The organism is Patulibacter minatonensis DSM 18081 (assembly GCF_000519325.1).
GTDB classification, from domain to species: Bacteria; Actinomycetota; Thermoleophilia; order Solirubrobacterales; family Solirubrobacteraceae; genus Patulibacter; species Patulibacter minatonensis.
The window spans coordinates 4,348,469-4,364,650 of the sequence record NZ_KI912613.1 but is presented as its reverse complement, the minus strand read 5'-3'; the positions used below and the strand labels follow the sequence as shown (position 1 = coordinate 4,364,650).

Here is a 16,182-nt window from a genome sequence, read left to right as displayed (position 1 = left end):
CGCTCAGCCCGTGTAGAACGGGTTCGGCAGCTTGAACCGGCGCTCGGAGTGCCCGCCGACGAGGTCGCTCTCCTGGTCGCCGACGTTCGCGATGATCGTGTAGCCCTCGGCCTCGATCGCGGCGCGGGTGGCGGTCTTGTACTTCGCCGACGCCTCGGTCGCGTCCGCCTTCAGGGACAGGCCGGCCCACCCGCTGTACCCGGCGGCGCCGAGGTTGCGGATCGTGGTCTCCTGCAGGCCGGGCACGAGCGACGGGCGCGCGGTGATCAGGAAGACGGCCATGCCGCGCTTCTTCGCCGCGTCGAACGCCTCTCCGACGCCGGGCATCCGCGTCCCGGTCCCGGAGAGCGCGCCCGGGAACTGCCCGGCCGACCCGGTCTCGGGGTCCGAGTTGGGGACGCCGATGTAGTTCGACAGCAGCGTCTCGTCGATGTCGAAGACGACGGCGGGGCGGATCAGGCCCCGGCAGTCCGCCGCGTCGGGCACGGCGACGGAGGTCGTCGCCGCCGCGGCGGCCGCGCGGGCCTTCCGCGCGGCGGCCTTCGACCGCCGGTCCAACGTCCGCGCCTTCGCCCGCGCCTTGCGCCGGGCGGCGGCCGAGGCGCCGGCTTTCCGGGCGAGCCGCGAGCTGGCGGCCTTCGCGGCCTTCGCCCGCTTCGCGGCGCGCGCCGCGGCCTTCTTCGTGCTGGCGGCCTGGGCGACCTGCGCGGCCGTCGGCTGGGCGACCGTCGGCGACGTCGCGACCCCGTCGCCCCCGACCGGCAGGCCGTAGGCCTTGCAGGCTGCGGTGAGCTCGATCAGCTGGTCGCTGCGCTCGCGGATCCACGCCGTCGCGGGCGCCGCCGCCGCGGCGACGTCCTTCGCGTAGTCGCCGCTCTGGACGTACGCCGTCTTGGACTGCCCCGGCTTCTGGTCGGCCGACGCGACGGGGGGCAGGGCGGCACCCGCCGCGGTGGTCGCGAGCAGGGCGAGGAGCGATGAACGACCGCGGTGCATCCGAACAGTCTCGCCGATCGGCGCACCGCGGAGGTGACGGAAACGTCAACTTGCGAGTGTTCGCAGCTCGGACGGCCGTTCCCGGCGCGTCGCGCTACGCTCGCCGGACCAACCACATCCGGGGGGTCCCAGGCAGGGGCTGAGATGGCGCTGATCCGCGCGTACCCGACGACCTGATCCGGTTCATACCGGCGGAGGGAGCATCATGGAACGGCACGTCTTCGACGAGGACGGGACGTCGCGCACGCAGCACCGCGCGGCGAACGACGGGACGGTGACGCCCGAGATGGCACGCGTCGCCGAGCGGGAGGGCCTGAAGCCGGACGACGTCCGCGCCGAGGTCGCCCGCGGCAGGATGGTGATCCCCGCCAACCGCCACCACGCGGCGCTGGACCCGATGGCGATCGGGCTGAAGGCGCGGGTGAAGATCAACGCGAACATCGGCTCGAGCCCGACGACCAGCTCGCTGGACGAGGAGGTGCAGAAGCTCGAGCTCTCGCAGGGCTGGGGAGCGGACACGGTCATGGACCTGTCGACGGGCAAGCGGATCCGCGAGACCCGTCAGGCGATCCTCGACGTCTCGACGGTCCCGATCGGCACCGTCCCGATCTACGAGGCCCTCGAGCGCGTGACGACCGCGGAGGACGTCTCGATCGACCTGCTGATGGAGGTCATCACCGAGCAGGCGGAGCAGGGGGTCGACTACATGACGATCCACGCCGGCGTCCTGCTCGAGCACCTCGCGCTCTGTCAGCACCGCGTCACCGGGATCGTCTCGCGCGGCGGCGGCCTGCTGGGCCGGTGGATGGTCCACCACGAGCAGCAGAACCCGCTCTACGAGCACTTCGACCGGGTGCTGGCCGTCTGCGCCGAGCACGACGTGACGATCTCGCTCGGCGACGGCCTGCGGCCCGGCTCGATCGCCGACGCCTCCGACGCCGCCCAGTTCGCGGAGCTCGACACGCTCGGCGAGCTCGTCGGCCGTTGCTGGGACGCCGGCGTCCAGTGCATGGTCGAGGGTCCCGGCCACGTCCCGCTGCACCAGTTGCAGGAGAACGTCGAGCGCCAGCAGCGGGTCTGCCGCGAGGCGCCGTTCTACACCCTCGGCCCGCTCGTCACGGACGTCGCTCCGGGCTACGACCACATCACGAGCGCCATCGGGGCCGCGGTCGTGGGCTGGCACGGCACCTCGATGCTCTGTTACGTGACGCCCAAGGAGCACCTCGGGCTGCCGGACGCCGAGGACGTCAAGCAGGGACTGATCGCCTACCGGATCGCGGCGCACGCGGCCGACCTGGCGCGCGGGGGAGCCCACGGGGCCCGCGCGGCGCGGTGGGACCGCGGGGTGTCGCAGGCGCGGTTCGACTTCGACTGGAATCGCCAGTTCGACCTCTCGGTCGACCCGGACACGGCGCGCGCCATGCACGACGAGACGCTGTCGGACGACTACTTCAAGACCGCGGAGTTCTGCTCGATGTGCGGGCCGAAGTACTGCCCGATGCACAACTTCCGGGACGTCGACTGGGGCCGGCTGCAGCAGCTCGGCGCCGAGCGGACCCGGGCGTCGGCGGAGCGGGCCCGGGTCGGGGCCGACTGACCGGTCGGCGGGCGGGCGGCCGCGCTGTCCGACCCCGGACACGCGACGGGCCCGGTCGTGACCGGGCCCGTCGCGGGCGGCCCGGCGGATGCCGGACCACGGATCCGCGGCCGGCGGCCGCGGACGGATCAGGTGGCGTCAGACGGCGACGGGCCGGCCGTCGGCGACGGTCGCCTGGACCGAGACGCGGCAGTGGCCGAGGGCCTCCGCGTCGATGGCGTCCGGCGCGTGGCCGTCGTCGGTGAAGACGTCGTCGAGGTTGCCGCCCTGCTGCGCGAGCGTCGCGCGGACGCGGCGGTCGCGGTCGGCGGTGTCGATCGTGTGGTCGGTCATGGTTCCTCCGTGCGCCGGGGGACGTGGGCGGCCGATCCGCGGACCGGCACCCCGACGTGCTCCTCTCAGCGTAGGAACCCCGGGCCTGCTGGTCCACGCCTCGAGCGGTGCCGTGCGACGGATGGGGGGTCGGCCGCGCTCGCGTGGAGGCGACAGGGACCGCGACGAACGTCCGGCAACGACGGGGTGGTGGGGCGTCGCCCGGCCGTCTACGGAGCGGGGCGCTCGGTGTGGAGGGCGCGCCGGTTCGTCCCAGGACGGTCCCGCGCGAGCGCCTGGACGCCAGGATGCTGGCGAGCGGGGTCCGACAGTCGCATCATCGGGGCATGCGCCGATCACTCGCACCCGTCGCCGTGCTGCTGCCGCTCCTCGTGCCCGCCGGGGCAGAGGCCGCGACCCGGTACGTGACCCCGTCCGGATCGGGAGCCGCGTGCACCACCGCCGCGCCGTGTGCGATCGCCACGGGTGTCGGCGGGGCGGGCGCCGGCGACGAGGTCCAGGTCGCCCCCGGCGACTACGGCAGCGCCTCGACGCCGTTGACGATCGGGCTCTCGCCTTCCGGTGCGGGGATCGACATCCACGGCGTCGCGGGTCAACCGCGGCCGCGGATCTTCACGACCGCGGACTACGGGGTCACGATCAGCAGCCCGGCCACCCACGTGTCGCACCTGCAGATCGAGGCGGTCCGCTCGTCGGGCGTCGGCCAGATCGGCCTCGCGGTGACGGCGGCCACCACCGGGTCACCCTCGCCGGTCGTCGTCGACGACGTGGTCGTCCGCCGCGTCGGCGGGACGGGCTACGCGTGCTTGCTCGGCGGTGTCGGGAAGAACGTCCTGCGCAACTCGACGTGCTGGAGCGACGCGGCGAACGTCTCGGCGCTCGGACTCGTGAGCGCGCTCTGGGGTCCGACCGACGCAGTGGTGCGCAACAGCACCCTCTGGTCCGCGGGCAGCGCGAACGGGGTGTACGTCGCGTCGAGCAGCGGGCGGTCCGTCCAGCTCCAGTTCGTCAACACGATCCTCCACGGCGGGGCAGGGGATCTCTACGCCGCCGTCAACTCCACGCCGGTCACGGTCGCAGCGACCCACAGCGCGTACGACCCAACGAAGGTCCTGCTCGTCGGCGGCGCGACGGGTCCGAACGCCGCCGACAACTTCGCGGCGCCGCCGGTGCTGGTCTCGCCGTCCACGGGCGACCTGCGCCAGCAGGCTGCGTCGCCGACCGTCGACGCCGGGGTCGACGACGACGCCGACGGGCCCTTCGCTCTCGGCGGGACGCTGCCGCGCATCCTCGGGGCCGCGACAGACGTCGGTGCCGACGAACTGGCGCCGCCTCCGACCTCGACGACGACCGCTGCGGACGGGGTGACCCCGTCGGTCGCCTCCCTGCACGGAACGGTCAGCACGGGCCGCCTCCCCGGCTCCGCCCACTTCGAGTACGGGACGAGCACCGCGTACGGGTCCTCGACGCCCGACAGCACCGTAGCCGCGGGATCGGCGGGCTCGCGCTCGGTCGCCGCGGACCTGACGGGCCTGTCCGCGAGCACGACGTACCATGCGCGGCTCGTCGTCACGACCGCCGGGGGCACCGCCACCGGTTCCGACGTGACGTTCACGACCGGCGCCCCGCCGGTCGGGGGCGGTGGAACCGGTGGGGGCGGAACGGGCGGCGGCACCGGGGGCGGCGGAACGGGCGGCGGCACCGAGGAGCAGGCCGCGCCGAAGCTCTCGGGCGTTCGGCTTGCTCGGACGGTCCGCATCGGTCGCGCGACCACGCTGCAGCTCGCCCTCGACCGTGCGGCGACCGTGCGGATCGCGCTCGTTCGGCTGGACACCGGGGTGCGGCGAGGCGCGCGCTGCCTCACGCCGGGGAGCAACCGGAAGGGACGGCGCTGCACACGCACCACCACCCTGAGGGTCCGGACGTCGAACCTGCGAGGCGGGAGTTCGAAGGTCCGCCTGTCCGCGAGCTTCCTCGGTCATCGGCCCGGGCGCTACCGCGTCGTCGTGCGTCCGAGCGCCGGAGGGCGCCCGGGCGCGGAGGTGAGCCGGTCGCTCCGTCTGCGGCGCTGACGGCCCGGACCACCTTCCGACGGCGGCCGTCCGATCGAGCAGGTCGGACCTGTGCTCCTCCGGGGACGTCGTCCCCGGCCGGGGCGGGAGCGCGGGGGCCGCCGTCCTGCGTCTGCACCCCGGTAGAGTGGGTCGCAGCCGCTCGTCGCGTCCGCGTCGGCGCGGACTGACCGACGAGGAGCGCGCGGTGCCGCAGGGCGACTACATCTGGAAGAACGGCGAGCTCGTCGCGTGGGACGACGCCAAGGTCCACGTCCTGACCCACGCGCTGCACTACGGGACGGGCGTGTTCGAGGGCGTCCGCTGCTACGACACCGCGTCGCACGGCCCGGCGGTCTTCCGCCACCAGGAGCACGTCGACCGGCTGTTCATGTCGTCCGAGCTCTTCTACATGCCGGTGCCCTTCACGAAGGAGCAGATCCGGCAGGCGACCCTCGAGACGATCGCCGCCAACGGCCTGCGCTCCTGTTACGTCCGGCCGCTCGTGTTCCGCGGCGAGGGCCCGATGGGCCTCAGCCCCCTGGACTCACCGGTCGACGTGATCGTCGCCTGCTGGGAGTGGGGCTCCTACCTCGGCGACGAGGGCAAGTCCAAGGGCGTGCGCGCCAAGGTCTCGTCGTGGCGGCGGCTGTCGCCCGCCGGGCTGATCCCGCACGCGAAGGCGTCGGGCCAGTACCTGAACTCGATCCTCGCGAAGATCGAGGTCACGAAGGCCGGCTACGAGGAGGCCATCCTCCTCGACGACCGCGGCATGGTCTGCGAGGGCTCCGGCGAGAACATCTTCGTCGTCCGCGACGGCGTGGTCTTCACCCCGCCGCAGTCGGCGTCGATCCTCGACGGCATCAACCGCCGCTCGGTCATGCAGATCGCCGCGGACCTCGGCTACGAGCTCGTCGAGCGCGACCTCGGCCGCGCCGAGCTCTACCTCGCGGACGAGATCTTCCTCACCGGCACCGCCGCCGAGCTCACCCCAGTCCGCGAGATCGACGACCACACCATCGGCGCCGGCGGCATGGGCCCGATCACCGCCGATCTGCAGCGCGTGTTCGAGGACGCCCTCCACGGGCGCGACGAGCGCTACGCGGGCTGGCTCGACCCGGTCCCGGTCCGCGAGCAGGTCGGCTGAGCACCGTGCGCACCGCGGCGACCCCCTTCGTGGGACGGCGAATTCCCTAGGGGCCTCGGCCGCGCGTGCGCGGACGGGAGCCCCACGCCCCCGTCCGCATCCCTCCCCGCGACCGGCAGACCGGTCGCGGACCACACGAAGACGACCTGATGACCCGCACGACCACCACCCGCCCCTTCGAGCTCTACGACGCCACGCTCCGCGACGGCATGCAGGGCGAGGGCATGACGCTGTCGGCCGACGAGAAGCTCCGCGTCGCGAAGAAGCTCGACGAGCTCGGCGTCCACCTCATCGAGGCCGGGTTCCCGTCCAGCAACCCGAAGGAGCTCGAGGTCTTCGACCTCCTGTCCCGCGAGACGTGGACGAACGCCACGATCGCCGCCTTCGGCATGACCCGCCGGCGCGACGTCACGGCCGACGCCGACCCGGCGCTCCGCACGCTCGCCGACTCCTTCTGCCCCGTCACGACGATCGTCGGCAAGACCTGGGGCCTGCACCTCGAGAAGGTCGTCCGCGTCGACCCGGAGGAGAACCTCCGGCTGATCACGGACTCCGTCGCGTTCCTGCGCGGCGAGGGCAAGCGCGTGATCTACGACGCCGAGCACTTCTTCGACGCGTGGCGCGACGACGAGGCCTACGCCCTGCGCTGCCTCCGCGCCGCGGTCGAGGCCGGCGCCGACACGCTCTCGCTCTGCGACACCAACGGCTCGTCGCTGCCGCTCCAGATCCACCAGGCGGTCGCGACGGTCGTCACCGAGCTCGGCGAGCACGCGCGCGTCGCGATCCACGCCCACGACGACGCCGGCTGCGGCGTCGCCAACTCGCTGCTCGCCGTCGAGGCCGGGGCCACGCAGGTGCAAGGCACCATGAACGGGATCGGCGAGCGCACCGGCAACGCGAACCTCACGACGATCACGGCCGACCTCGAGCTGAAGATGGGCGTCCGCTCGCTCCCCGAGGGCGGCCTGCAGCGCCTGACCGAGGCCTCCCACTTCGTCGACGAGCTCCTGAACCGCACGCCGCGGGCGACCCAGCCGTACGTCGGCCGCAACGCGTTCGCCCACAAGGGCGGCCTCCACATCGCCGGCATGCGCGCCGACGCCCGCACGTTCGAGCACGTCGATCCGACCGCGGTCGGCAACGCCCGCGAGATCGTCGTCTCCGAGCTCGCCGGCCGGGGCACGATCGTCGAGAAGGCCGCCGACGCCGGCATCGAGGTCGACGGCGACCAGGCCGCCCACATCATCGAGCGGGTCAAGGAGCTCGAGCACCAGGGCTACCAGTACGAGGCCGCCGACGGCTCGTTCGAGCTCCTGATGCGCCGCGAGACCGGCGTCTACGAGCCGCTGTTCGAGCTCGAGTCCTGGCGCGTCATCGTCGAGCAGCGCGCCGCGGGCCGCGTCGAGACCGAAGCGACGATCAAGATCTGGGTCGGCGGCGAGCGCTACGTGCGCACCGCCGAGGGCAACGGCCCCGTCCACGCGCTCGACGCCGCGCTGCGCGCCGCGATCGGGCAGGTCCACCCGCACCTGCGCGACATCGAGCTCACGGACTTCAAGGTCCGCATCCTCGACTCCACCAAGGGCACCGGCGCCACGACCCGCGTCCTGATCGACGCGTCCGACGGCCAGGAGACCTGGGGCTCGATCGGCGTCGACGAGAACCTGATCGCCGCCTCGTGGGAGGCCCTGGTCGACTCGCTGGCCCGCAGCGAGCAGTCCGGCCGGCGCGTCGCGGGGGCCGCGGCGACCCCGAAGGTCGAGGCGTGAGCGCGGCGGGCGACGCCCGGTCGATCCGCGCGTCCGTCGACCCCGGGGCCGTGTCGGCCTCGGACGTCGAGGCCGCGACGTCCGACACCGCGGGCACGCCCGCGTCGCCCGCCGACGACCGCACCCCCGTCCCGCTGGCCCGGCCGGTCATCGGCGAGGAGGAGGAGCGGGCGGTCCTCGAGGTCCTGCGCTCGCGGCACCTGTCGCTCGGACCGCGGGTGCCCGCGTTCGAGCGCGGGTTCGCGGACCGCGTCGGGGCGACCCACGCCTGCGCCGTCTCGTCCGGGACGGCAGGCCTGCACCTCGCGCTGCGCGCGGTCGGGGTCGAGGACTGCACGACCGAGGACGAGGTCGTGACCTCGCCGTTCTCGTTCATCGCCACCGCCAACGCGGTGCTCTTCGAGGGCGCGACCCCGGTCTTCGTCGACGTCGACCCCGACACCCTGAACGTCACGCCCGACGCCGTCGCCTCCGCGGTCACCGAGCGGACGAAGGCGCTCCTGCCGGTCCACATCTTCGGCTACCCCGCCGACGTGCCGGCGATGACCCGCCTGGGGCTGCCGATCGTCGAGGACGGCGCGCAGGCGCTCGGTGCCGTCCACGCCGACGGCGTGCCCGTCGGCGGTCACGGCCACCCGACGATCTTCGCCTTCTACGCGAACAAGCAGCTGACCACCGGCGAGGGCGGCATGGTCGTCACCGGCGACGCGGCGATCAAGGAGCGCATCGACTCCGAGCGCAACCAGGGCCGGGCGCCGGACATGCAGTGGCTCGACCACGACCGCCTCGGCTTCAACTACCGGCTGTCCGACCTCCACTGCGCGCTCGGCATCGCGCAGCTGGACCGGCTCGACGACATGATCGACGGCCGGAGCCGCGCCGCCGCGTGGTACCGCGAGGCCCTGCGCCCGCTGGCGGAGCGCACCGGACTCGAGCTCCTGTGCGAGGACCACGGCGGCGCCCGCCGCTCGTGGTTCGTCTACGTCGTCCGGGTGCCGCACGGCGTCGACCGCGATGCGACCATCCGGGGCCTCGCCGAGCGCGGCGTCCAGACCCGGCCCTACCTCCCCGCGATCCACCTCTTCGCCTTCTACCGCGAGCGGTTCGGCTACCGCGAGGGGCAGTTCCCGGTCGCGGAGGACGCCGCAACGCGCGGCTTGTCGCTCCCCTTCTTCCCGGAGATGACCCAGGACCAGGTCGAGCGGGTGGTCGCGGACCTGACGGCCGTGCTCACCGGCGACTGATCCGCCGCTCGGCGCGGCGGCGCGGCTGATCGACTCCCGCCGGTACGTCGCGCTGCGGTGGGCGGGAGGGGAGCCAGGGCCGGGTCCTGCGGCTCCATAGACTCCCGCCGGTATGTCGCGCTTCAGTGAGCCGCAGGACCCCGTCTTCCGGGAGATGAACACCAGCCTGGGCTACGACCGCCGGATGTGGCCGCAGGACATCCGCGGCTCCCGCGCCCACGCGCGGATGCTCGCGTCCCGCGGGATCATCGGCGAGGAGGACCTGACCGCGATCCTCGCCGGCTTCGAGACGATCGAGGCGAAGCTCGCGGACGGGACGTTCCCGTTCGGGGCGGAGGACGAGGACATCCACATGGCGATCGAGCGCCACCTGACGGAGCTCGTCGGAGACCCCGGCGCCCGCCTGCACACGGCTCGCTCGCGCAACGACCAGGTCGCCACCGACTTCGCGCTCTGGACGGGCGAGGCCGCCGGCCGCGCGGTCGACGCGATCGAGGGCCTCATGCGGGTCCTGATCGACGTCGCGACCGCGCACGCCGACTGGCCGATGCCGGCCTACACGCACCTCCAGCGGGCGCAGCCGGTCTACCTCGCCCACCACCTGCTCGCCTACGTCTGGATGCTCGAGCGCGACCGCGCCCGCTTCCGCTTCACGCAGGAGCAGGCCCTGCGCCGCATGCCGCTCGGTGCCGGCGCGTTGGCCGGGGTCAACTTCGACACCGACCGCACGATGACCGCGGCGGAGCTCGGCTTCGACGAGCCGCACCCGAACTCGATCGACGCCGTCTCCAACCGCGACTTCGCCCTCGACTACCTCGGGGCCGCGGCGACCTGCGCGACGCACCTCTCGCGCCTGGGCCAGGAGATCGTGCAGTGGGCGAGCGAGGAGTTCGGCTTCCTCACGCTCCCCGACGCCTGGTCGTCCGGCAGCTCCCTGATGCCGCAGAAGAAGAACCCGGACTGCGCGGAGCTCCTGCGCGCCAAGGCGCCCCGCATCGTCGGGCACCTCTCGGCGCTGCACGGCGTGATCCACGCCCTGCCGCTGACGTACAACAAGGACCTCCAGGAGGACAAGGAGCATGTCTTCGACGCGGCCGACACCCTCGAGCAGGCCCTCGCCGCCGCCGGCGGGATGATCGGCGGCGCCGCCTTCCGCGCCGACCGCATGGCAGCCGCCGCGGCCGACGAGCTCCTCGCTGCGACCGACCTGGCCGACGAGCTCGTCAAGCGCGGCGTGCCGTTCCGCCAGTGCCACGCCATCGTGGGCGGGCTCGTCCGCGAGGCCGTCGACTCCAAGCGGACGCTGTCGGAGCTCTCCGACGACGAGCTCACGGCGCAGAGCGAGCACCTGGGCCCGTGGATCCGCGACCTCCTCGAGCCGCTGTCGCTGCTCGAGCGCAAGCAGAGCCAGGGCGGCACGTCCTCGGCGCGGGTCGCGGAGCAGCTCGATCTCGCCCGGGCCCTCCTCGCCTGATCGCGCGACGGTCCGGCCGGTGACCGCGCAGGACGGGCACCACGCCGCGCCCGCGTCGTTGCCCCACGCCTTCTACGACCGATCGGTGGTCGACGTCGCCCGCGACCTGCTCGGCTGCGTCCTGATCCACGGCGACACGAACGCCCGGATCGTCGAGACCGAGGCGTACCACGAGACCGAGGGCGCCTGTCACGCCTGGCGGCCGCCGCCGGCGATGCCCCGGCCGACGCCGCGCACCGCCGCGCTCTTCGGTCCGCCCGGCGTCGCCTACGTGTACCGGTCGTACGGCATCCACACGATGTTGAACGCGGTCTGCGAGCCCGCCGGCGTCGCCGCGGCCGTGCTGATCCGGGCCGTCGAGCCGCTCGACGGCCTCGACCTGATGCGGGAGCGCCGGCCGGGCCGGCCGGACCGCGAGCTCGTCGCCGGACCCGGCCGCCTGACGCTCGCGCTCGACGTGCGGATGGAGCACGACGGGACGGATCTGAGCACGGGGCCGGTGCGGATCGGGCCACCGCGGAGCGCGGATCGCGAGCCACGGATCGTGACGGGACCGCGCATCGGCATCACGCGTGCGACCGAGCTGCCGTGGCGGTTCATCGACGCGTCGAGCCCCGACGTCTCCCGCCCGTGGCCCCCGGCCATGCGGCGCGGGCGCTGATCGGCGCCGGTCCTACTCGAGCGGGACGCCGCCGCTGCCCGACCCGCCACTCCCGGAGCCGCCGCCGGAGCCGGTGCCCGACGACCCCGTCCCGGAGCCGGTGCCGGACGACCCGGTGCCCGACGACCCGGTGCCGCTGCCCGATCCCGTGCCGGAGGGCGGCGTCGAGTTCGACGGCGCCGGCGACTGCGTGCCGCCGTCGCCGCCACCGGTCGTCCCGGACGACGTGCCGCCCGACCCGGAGCCGGTGGAGCCCGATCCCGACGTGCCGGACCCGCCGTCCGACCCGTCGCCCGACGAGTCCGTGCTGCCCGAGGGCGCGGCGCTGACCGTCGGCTCCGGGCTCTCCTTCGGCAGCTCGGCGTCCTTCTTCGACTTCTTGGCGCGGTCGGGGTCGCGCGCGTCGAGGATGCCCGTCGCGCGGGCCATGAACTCGCCCCAGATCGCCGCCGGGAAGGTGCCGCCCTCGACGGGCTCGCCCATCCACTCCGTCTGCATCGGCTTGCCGGAGTCGGGATACCCGACCCAGACGGCGACGGTCAGGTCGCGGCTGAACCCGACGAACCAGGCGTCGACGTTGTTCTCGGTGGTGCCGGTCTTTCCGGCGGCGAACCCGCCGTACTGCGCGCGGTGCCCGGTGCCCTTCGACACGACGGTCCGCATGATCGACGTGGCCGTGTCGGCGACCTCGGGGGAGATCACCCGCTCGGTCCGGCGCCGGTTCACGCGGGTCTTGCGACCGGGCTCCTTGATCTCCTTGATCCCGACGGCGCCGCCCCCGGGCCCGCCGAGGGTGCCGTTGACGCGGAGCCCGCGGGTCGCGAACGTCTCGTACGCGTGCGCCATGTCGAGCACGGTGACCCCGGGGTCGATCGCGCCCAGCGCGAGCGCCGCGTTGCTCGAGACCGGCGTCCGCACGCCCATCCGGGTGATCAGCTTCGAGACCCGCTTCGTCCCGACCGTCTGCCCGAGCTGCGCGTACACGGCGTTGTCGGAGAACGTCAGCGCGCGTGCGATGGTCGAGCGGCCGGAGTAGGCGCTCTCGTCGTTGGTGACGGGGAAGGCCTCGGTCCGGCCGCGGGAGTCCTTGACCTTGAGCGTCAGCTTCTTCGACGCGTACGTCCGGCTCGGGGAGATCCCCTCGCGCAGCGCCTGCGTCAGCACGAACGGCTTGAACGACGAGCCGGGCTGCCGCTGGCCCTGCGTGGCGAGGTTGTACGGCCGCTTCGAGTAGTCGCGCCCGCCGACCATGGCACGGACCTCGCCGGTCTTGTTGTCGATCACGACCATCGACGCCTGCGGCCCCGTCGGCTTCGTGAGGTACGCGCCGATCGCGCCCTGCGCGGCCTTCTGGAGGTTCTGGTCCAGGGTCGTCGTGACCTTCAGGCCGCCCTCGAACGTGCGCTGGGCGCCGACCTTGTCGACGAGCTGCGCGCTGACCCAGGACGCGAAGTACGGGTTCGTGGCATCGAGCGTCGGCGGCTCGACCTGGTCCCGCGTCGGCAGCGGCTCGATGAGGGCCAGCTGGTAGTCCTCCTCGGAGAGCTTGCCCTGCTGGCGCATCTTCTGGAGCACGGTGTCCCGCCGGCGACGCGCGGCCTCGGGCTCGGTCAGCGGGTCGAACTTGCTGGGCGAGGCGATGATCGCGGTCAGCAGCGCGGACTCGGCGGGGGACAAGCCCTCGGCGCACGGGTCGTCGGGCGGGGCGCAGCCCGCGTGGTCGGGGAGCGAGCCGAAGTACGTCTTGGCGGCCGACTCGACGCCGTAGGCGCCGTTGCCGAAGTAGATCCGGTTGAGGTACGTCGTCAGGATCTTCTGCTTCGACCACTGCTTGGTCATGTGGTACGCCAGCGCGGCCTCGCGCAGCTTCTGGAAGACCGTGCGCTTGTTCTCCGCCTCGAGCGAGACCTTCACGAGCTGCTGGGTGATCGTCGACGCGCCCTGCACCGCGCCGCGGGAGATCACGTCCTGGACGACGGCGCGGCCGATGCCCTTCAGGTCGACGCCGCTGTTCTGGTAGAAGCGCTCGTCCTCCATCGCGACGACGGCGTCCTTCATCGACGTGCTGATCTGGTTCGACGCGACGATGTACCGCGAGGAGTCGGCCAGCACGCCGATCGGCCGGTGGTTCCGGTCGAGGAGCACCGAGTTCTTGGCGGTCTGGAACTCCTTCGCCGTGTCGAGGTCCGGGAGGTCCGTCGAGACGGCCATCATCATCCCGAAGATCGTCGACACGACCGCGAGCGCACCGAGCGGGACGAGCAGCAGGAGCAGGCGCAGCCACCGGAAACGGAGCTTCGGGCGGATCGGGCCGTCCGCGTCGCCGCGTCCGTCGCCGTCGCCGCCCCCGGAGGCCCCTCCGCCGGAGCCGTCGTTCGCCCCGGGACCGCCGGGCGCCGGAGGTGCGGCGGGCGCCTCGACCGCGGCCGAGGGGCCGGTCGTCGCGGCAGCCCGCGGGCGCGGGACCGGTGCGTCACCGGCGGGGGTGACGGGGGCGGAGGACGTCGTGGCCCAGCCGCCCGTCGACGGCGGCGCGCCGACGGACCCGGCACCGGGGACCGACGACGCCGCGCGGGACCGGGCGCCTCCCGGGGCGGGGGTCCGGAAGGCGGACCCGGCGGGCGGCGACGGCATCGGGGTGGTCGGACGGGGAGCTGACGCCCGCGGGAGCGCCGCCGTCGGCGGACCGTCGGCGGCCGCGGACGGACGCGACGCGCCCGCGTCCTCACGGGCCTCGGAGACCCCGGAGCGCCCGGTCCCCGCCGCGGATCCGGGGGCCCCGCCCCGGGCTCCCCACCAGGGCGCGTGGGGGTCGACGACCGGCGGCACCGCAGGCGCGGCGCCGGGTCCGGGGTGCGGGCCGGAGGGCCCTGCACCGGGATGTCCGGTCGGTTCGATCATGGGTGAACGCGGGCTGGTCGGGCGGTACGGCGGCGGGGCCCGACTCTCGCTCGCGGAACAAGAGCCCGCATATCCTAACATCGGTCCGATGGCAGACCCCCGCACCGACGCAGCGTTCCTCACCCGCAACGCCGCGGCGGCCCAGCCCGCGGGTGCGCTCGAGGAGCGGCTGGGGCAGGCGGCGAAGGACGGACGGCAGCTCCGGGTCAAGCTCGGGATCGACCCCACGGCGCCCGACGTCCACCTCGGACACGTGGTCGTGCTGCAGAAGCTCCGCGAGTTCCAGGATCTCGGGCACCGCGTCGTCCTGATCATCGGCGACTACACCGCGCGGGTGGGCGACCCCAGCGGTCGGTCGGCGACCCGTCCGGTGCTGACCGGCGAGGAGATCGACCGCAACGCCCTGACCTACCAGGAGCAGGCGCTCCGCGTGCTCGACGACGCGCCGGACCGGCTCGAGGTCCGCCGGAACGGCGAGTGGCTCGACATGGGGATGGACGCCTTCCTGACCCTCGCGCGGATCCCGAAGGTGGCGCAGCTGCTCGAGCGGGACGACTTCGCCAAGCGGTACGCCGGTGGGAAGCCGATCAGCCTGCTCGAGTTCGTGTACCCGCTCCTGCAGGGGTACGACTCGGTCGCGGTCGAGTCGGACGTCGAGCTCGGCGGGACGGACCAGACCTTCAACCTGCTCTTCGGGCGCGACGTGCAGCGGGCCGAGGGCCGGCCGGAGCAGACGGTCCTCACGATGCCGCTGCTCGTCGGCACCGACGGGGTCCAGAAGATGTCCAAGTCCCTGGGCAACCACATCGGGATCACGGAGCCGGCCGAGGAGATCTTCGGCAGGACGATGCGGATCCCCGACGAGCTGATCGATCCCTGGTCGGACCTGCTGGGCGTGGACCTGCCGGGAACACCGGGCGACGACCCGCGCGGGCGCAAGCGCGCGCTCGCGCGAGGCCTGTGCGACAGGTTCGCGGGCGAGGGGGAGGGCGATCGTGCGCAGGCGGCCTTCGATCGCCTCTTCAAGGACCGTGCGATCCCGGACGACATCCCGGTCCACGAGCTCGGCGGCGAGGACGACGTCCATCTCCCGGCGCTCCTGGCCGACGCCTTCGGGGTGTCGCGGTCGGAAGGCCGGCGGGCGATCACGCAGGGCGGCGTCCGGATCGACGGGGAGCCGTGGCCCCAGGACGTCCTCGACGTCGGCGTCGACCGGTTGGACGGGGTCGTCCTCCAGCTGGGGAAGCGCCGGTTCGCGCGCCTGGTCGTCCCGGCTCCGGCCTGAGGGAGCCACACCGGCGCGAAGGATCATCGATGAGGCCGGCAGCGCGCGGAGCGAGCGGAAGCCCGGGCCCTCACGCACGGACCGAGGACCGGGCGGGAGACGCGGAAGCCGCGCGAATGCGCCGGACGGATCGCGGGCATCGGGGTCCGAGTAGGACATCCGACTGGTCCCGGGCCGACGGAACGCACTCGTTTCGAGAAACGTTCTCGAACGCCGGAACCTCGGTGCGCACTGGCGATCTGCGGCACGCAGTGCCGCCTGAGCACCCCCGGACGCGACGAGGGACGGGGGTCGCGCCGCATGGCTGGGGGGTCGTATGTATATTCATCGAGCCGCTGGTCACCGCGGCGTGGCGCCGAGCCCGAGAGTCCGAAGTTGGGCTCGACAGGGCAGGGGCGGATGCGCTACAGTGATCAGCCCGCATCGGACATCGGTCTGGTGTGCGCCTCCAGAGTTTGAACACCTGGTCCGTAGGGCGTGGCGGTCTTTGAAAACGCAACAGCATGCGCATGTCTCGCGGAAGCGGGGTGTGCGTCCAGGTTCGATGGCCGGACCGTTTCTTGTCTCGTTTGGGGCGGGGGTGGTGTCGGTCGATTGAATATTTTGGTTCCGATCTGGTGGTGCTCGTTTGAGTGTCGAAGGGTCGGTTCCTCCGTCATGTTGGGGGTGCCGTGGTGTACTGGTGCCCCTGTTTTGATTCATGGCAATCTCTCTGTTCATCGGT

11 protein-coding genes and 1 riboswitch are annotated in these 16,182 nt (G+C 73.2%); of the genes, 8 read left to right on the top strand and 3 right to left on the bottom strand.

All coding sequences use genetic code 11. The annotated features are described in order from the left end of the window. Positions 1 to 3: 3 nt before the first annotated feature. The gene (locus PATMI_RS35175) at positions 4 to 996 is read right to left on the bottom strand and encodes an HAD family acid phosphatase (RefSeq protein ID WP_051472092.1); all 993 of its coding nucleotides are present in this window, start codon (positions 994 to 996) and stop codon (positions 4 to 6) included. A 110-nt stretch (positions 997 to 1,106) separates the two neighbouring features. Next, positions 1,107 to 1,213, top strand: a riboswitch (TPP riboswitch). On the opposite strand from PATMI_RS35175, the gene thiC reads away from it, so the two are divergent. Beyond that, complete coding sequence (gene thiC, locus PATMI_RS32015) at positions 1,202 to 2,593, top strand: phosphomethylpyrimidine synthase ThiC (protein ID WP_051472091.1); 1,392 nt, start codon at positions 1,202 to 1,204, stop codon at positions 2,591 to 2,593. Its footprint overlaps the riboswitch before it by 12 nt. 138 nt (positions 2,594 to 2,731) lie before the next feature. Here thiC and PATMI_RS0120385 read toward each other — a convergent pair whose 3' ends face one another. Then, entirely contained in the window at positions 2,732 to 2,926 is a 195-nt protein-coding gene (locus PATMI_RS0120385) for a hypothetical protein (protein WP_026912226.1), read from the bottom strand. 326 nt (positions 2,927 to 3,252) lie between these two features. Between PATMI_RS0120385 and PATMI_RS37675 the strand changes: the two genes are divergently transcribed. From PATMI_RS37675 to PATMI_RS0120355, 6 genes are all read left to right on the top strand, one after another. Next, positions 3,253 to 4,998: a hypothetical protein gene (locus PATMI_RS37675; RefSeq protein WP_026912225.1), complete on the top strand. Its 1,746-nt coding sequence runs from the start codon at positions 3,253 to 3,255 to the stop codon at positions 4,996 to 4,998. 187 nt (positions 4,999 to 5,185) lie between these two features. After that, entirely contained in the window at positions 5,186 to 6,124 is a 939-nt protein-coding gene (locus tag PATMI_RS0120375) for a branched-chain amino acid transaminase (RefSeq protein WP_026912224.1), read from the top strand. Between the two features lie 149 nt (positions 6,125 to 6,273). Beyond that, positions 6,274 to 7,893 carry a citramalate synthase gene (gene cimA / locus PATMI_RS0120370; RefSeq protein WP_026912223.1) on the top strand — a complete coding sequence of 540 codons (1,620 nt, stop codon included), beginning with the start codon at positions 6,274 to 6,276 and terminating at the stop codon, positions 7,891 to 7,893. Continuing rightward, positions 7,890 to 9,137, top strand: a complete 1,248-nt coding sequence (locus PATMI_RS32010; RefSeq protein ID WP_245604238.1) for a DegT/DnrJ/EryC1/StrS family aminotransferase — start codon at positions 7,890 to 7,892, stop codon at positions 9,135 to 9,137. Before cimA ends, PATMI_RS32010 begins: the two co-directional genes overlap by 4 nt. A gap of 112 nt (positions 9,138 to 9,249) precedes the next feature. Next, entirely contained in the window at positions 9,250 to 10,611 is a 1,362-nt protein-coding gene (argH, locus tag PATMI_RS0120360) for an argininosuccinate lyase (RefSeq protein ID WP_026912222.1), read from the top strand. Between the two features lie 19 nt (positions 10,612 to 10,630). Then, positions 10,631 to 11,272, top strand: coding sequence for a DNA-3-methyladenine glycosylase (locus PATMI_RS0120355; RefSeq protein WP_245604233.1), 642 nt, complete (start codon positions 10,631 to 10,633; stop codon positions 11,270 to 11,272). Positions 11,273 to 11,284: 12 nt separating this feature from the next. Here PATMI_RS0120355 and PATMI_RS0120350 read toward each other — a convergent pair whose 3' ends face one another. Next, positions 11,285 to 13,906 carry a transglycosylase domain-containing protein gene (locus PATMI_RS0120350; protein WP_026912220.1) on the bottom strand — a complete coding sequence of 874 codons (2,622 nt, stop codon included), beginning with the start codon at positions 13,904 to 13,906 and terminating at the stop codon, positions 11,285 to 11,287. Positions 13,907 to 14,261: 355 nt separating this feature from the next. Between PATMI_RS0120350 and tyrS the strand changes: the two genes are divergently transcribed. Then, positions 14,262 to 15,458, top strand: coding sequence for a tyrosine--tRNA ligase (tyrS, locus tag PATMI_RS32005; protein ID WP_036729271.1), 1,197 nt, complete (start codon positions 14,262 to 14,264; stop codon positions 15,456 to 15,458). The last annotated feature ends 724 nt before the right edge of the window (positions 15,459 to 16,182 follow it).

Coding starts and splice junctions, on each gene's coding strand:
- thiC (WP_051472091.1), top strand. CDS start 1,202: ATGGAACGGCACGTCTTCGACGAGGACGGGACGTCGCGCACGCAGCAC.
- argH (WP_026912222.1), top strand. CDS start 9,250: ATGTCGCGCTTCAGTGAGCCGCAGGACCCCGTCTTCCGGGAGATGAAC.
- cimA (WP_026912223.1), top strand. CDS start 6,274: ATGACCCGCACGACCACCACCCGCCCCTTCGAGCTCTACGACGCCACG.
- PATMI_RS35175 (WP_051472092.1), bottom strand. CDS start 996: ATGCACCGCGGTCGTTCATCGCTCCTCGCCCTGCTCGCGACCACCGCG.
- PATMI_RS0120350 (WP_026912220.1), bottom strand. CDS start 13,906: ATGCCGTCGCCGCCCGCCGGGTCCGCCTTCCGGACCCCCGCCCCGGGA.
- PATMI_RS37675 (WP_026912225.1), top strand. CDS start 3,253: ATGCGCCGATCACTCGCACCCGTCGCCGTGCTGCTGCCGCTCCTCGTG.
- tyrS (WP_036729271.1), top strand. CDS start 14,262: ATGGCAGACCCCCGCACCGACGCAGCGTTCCTCACCCGCAACGCCGCG.
- PATMI_RS0120385 (WP_026912226.1), bottom strand. CDS start 2,926: ATGACCGACCACACGATCGACACCGCCGACCGCGACCGCCGCGTCCGC.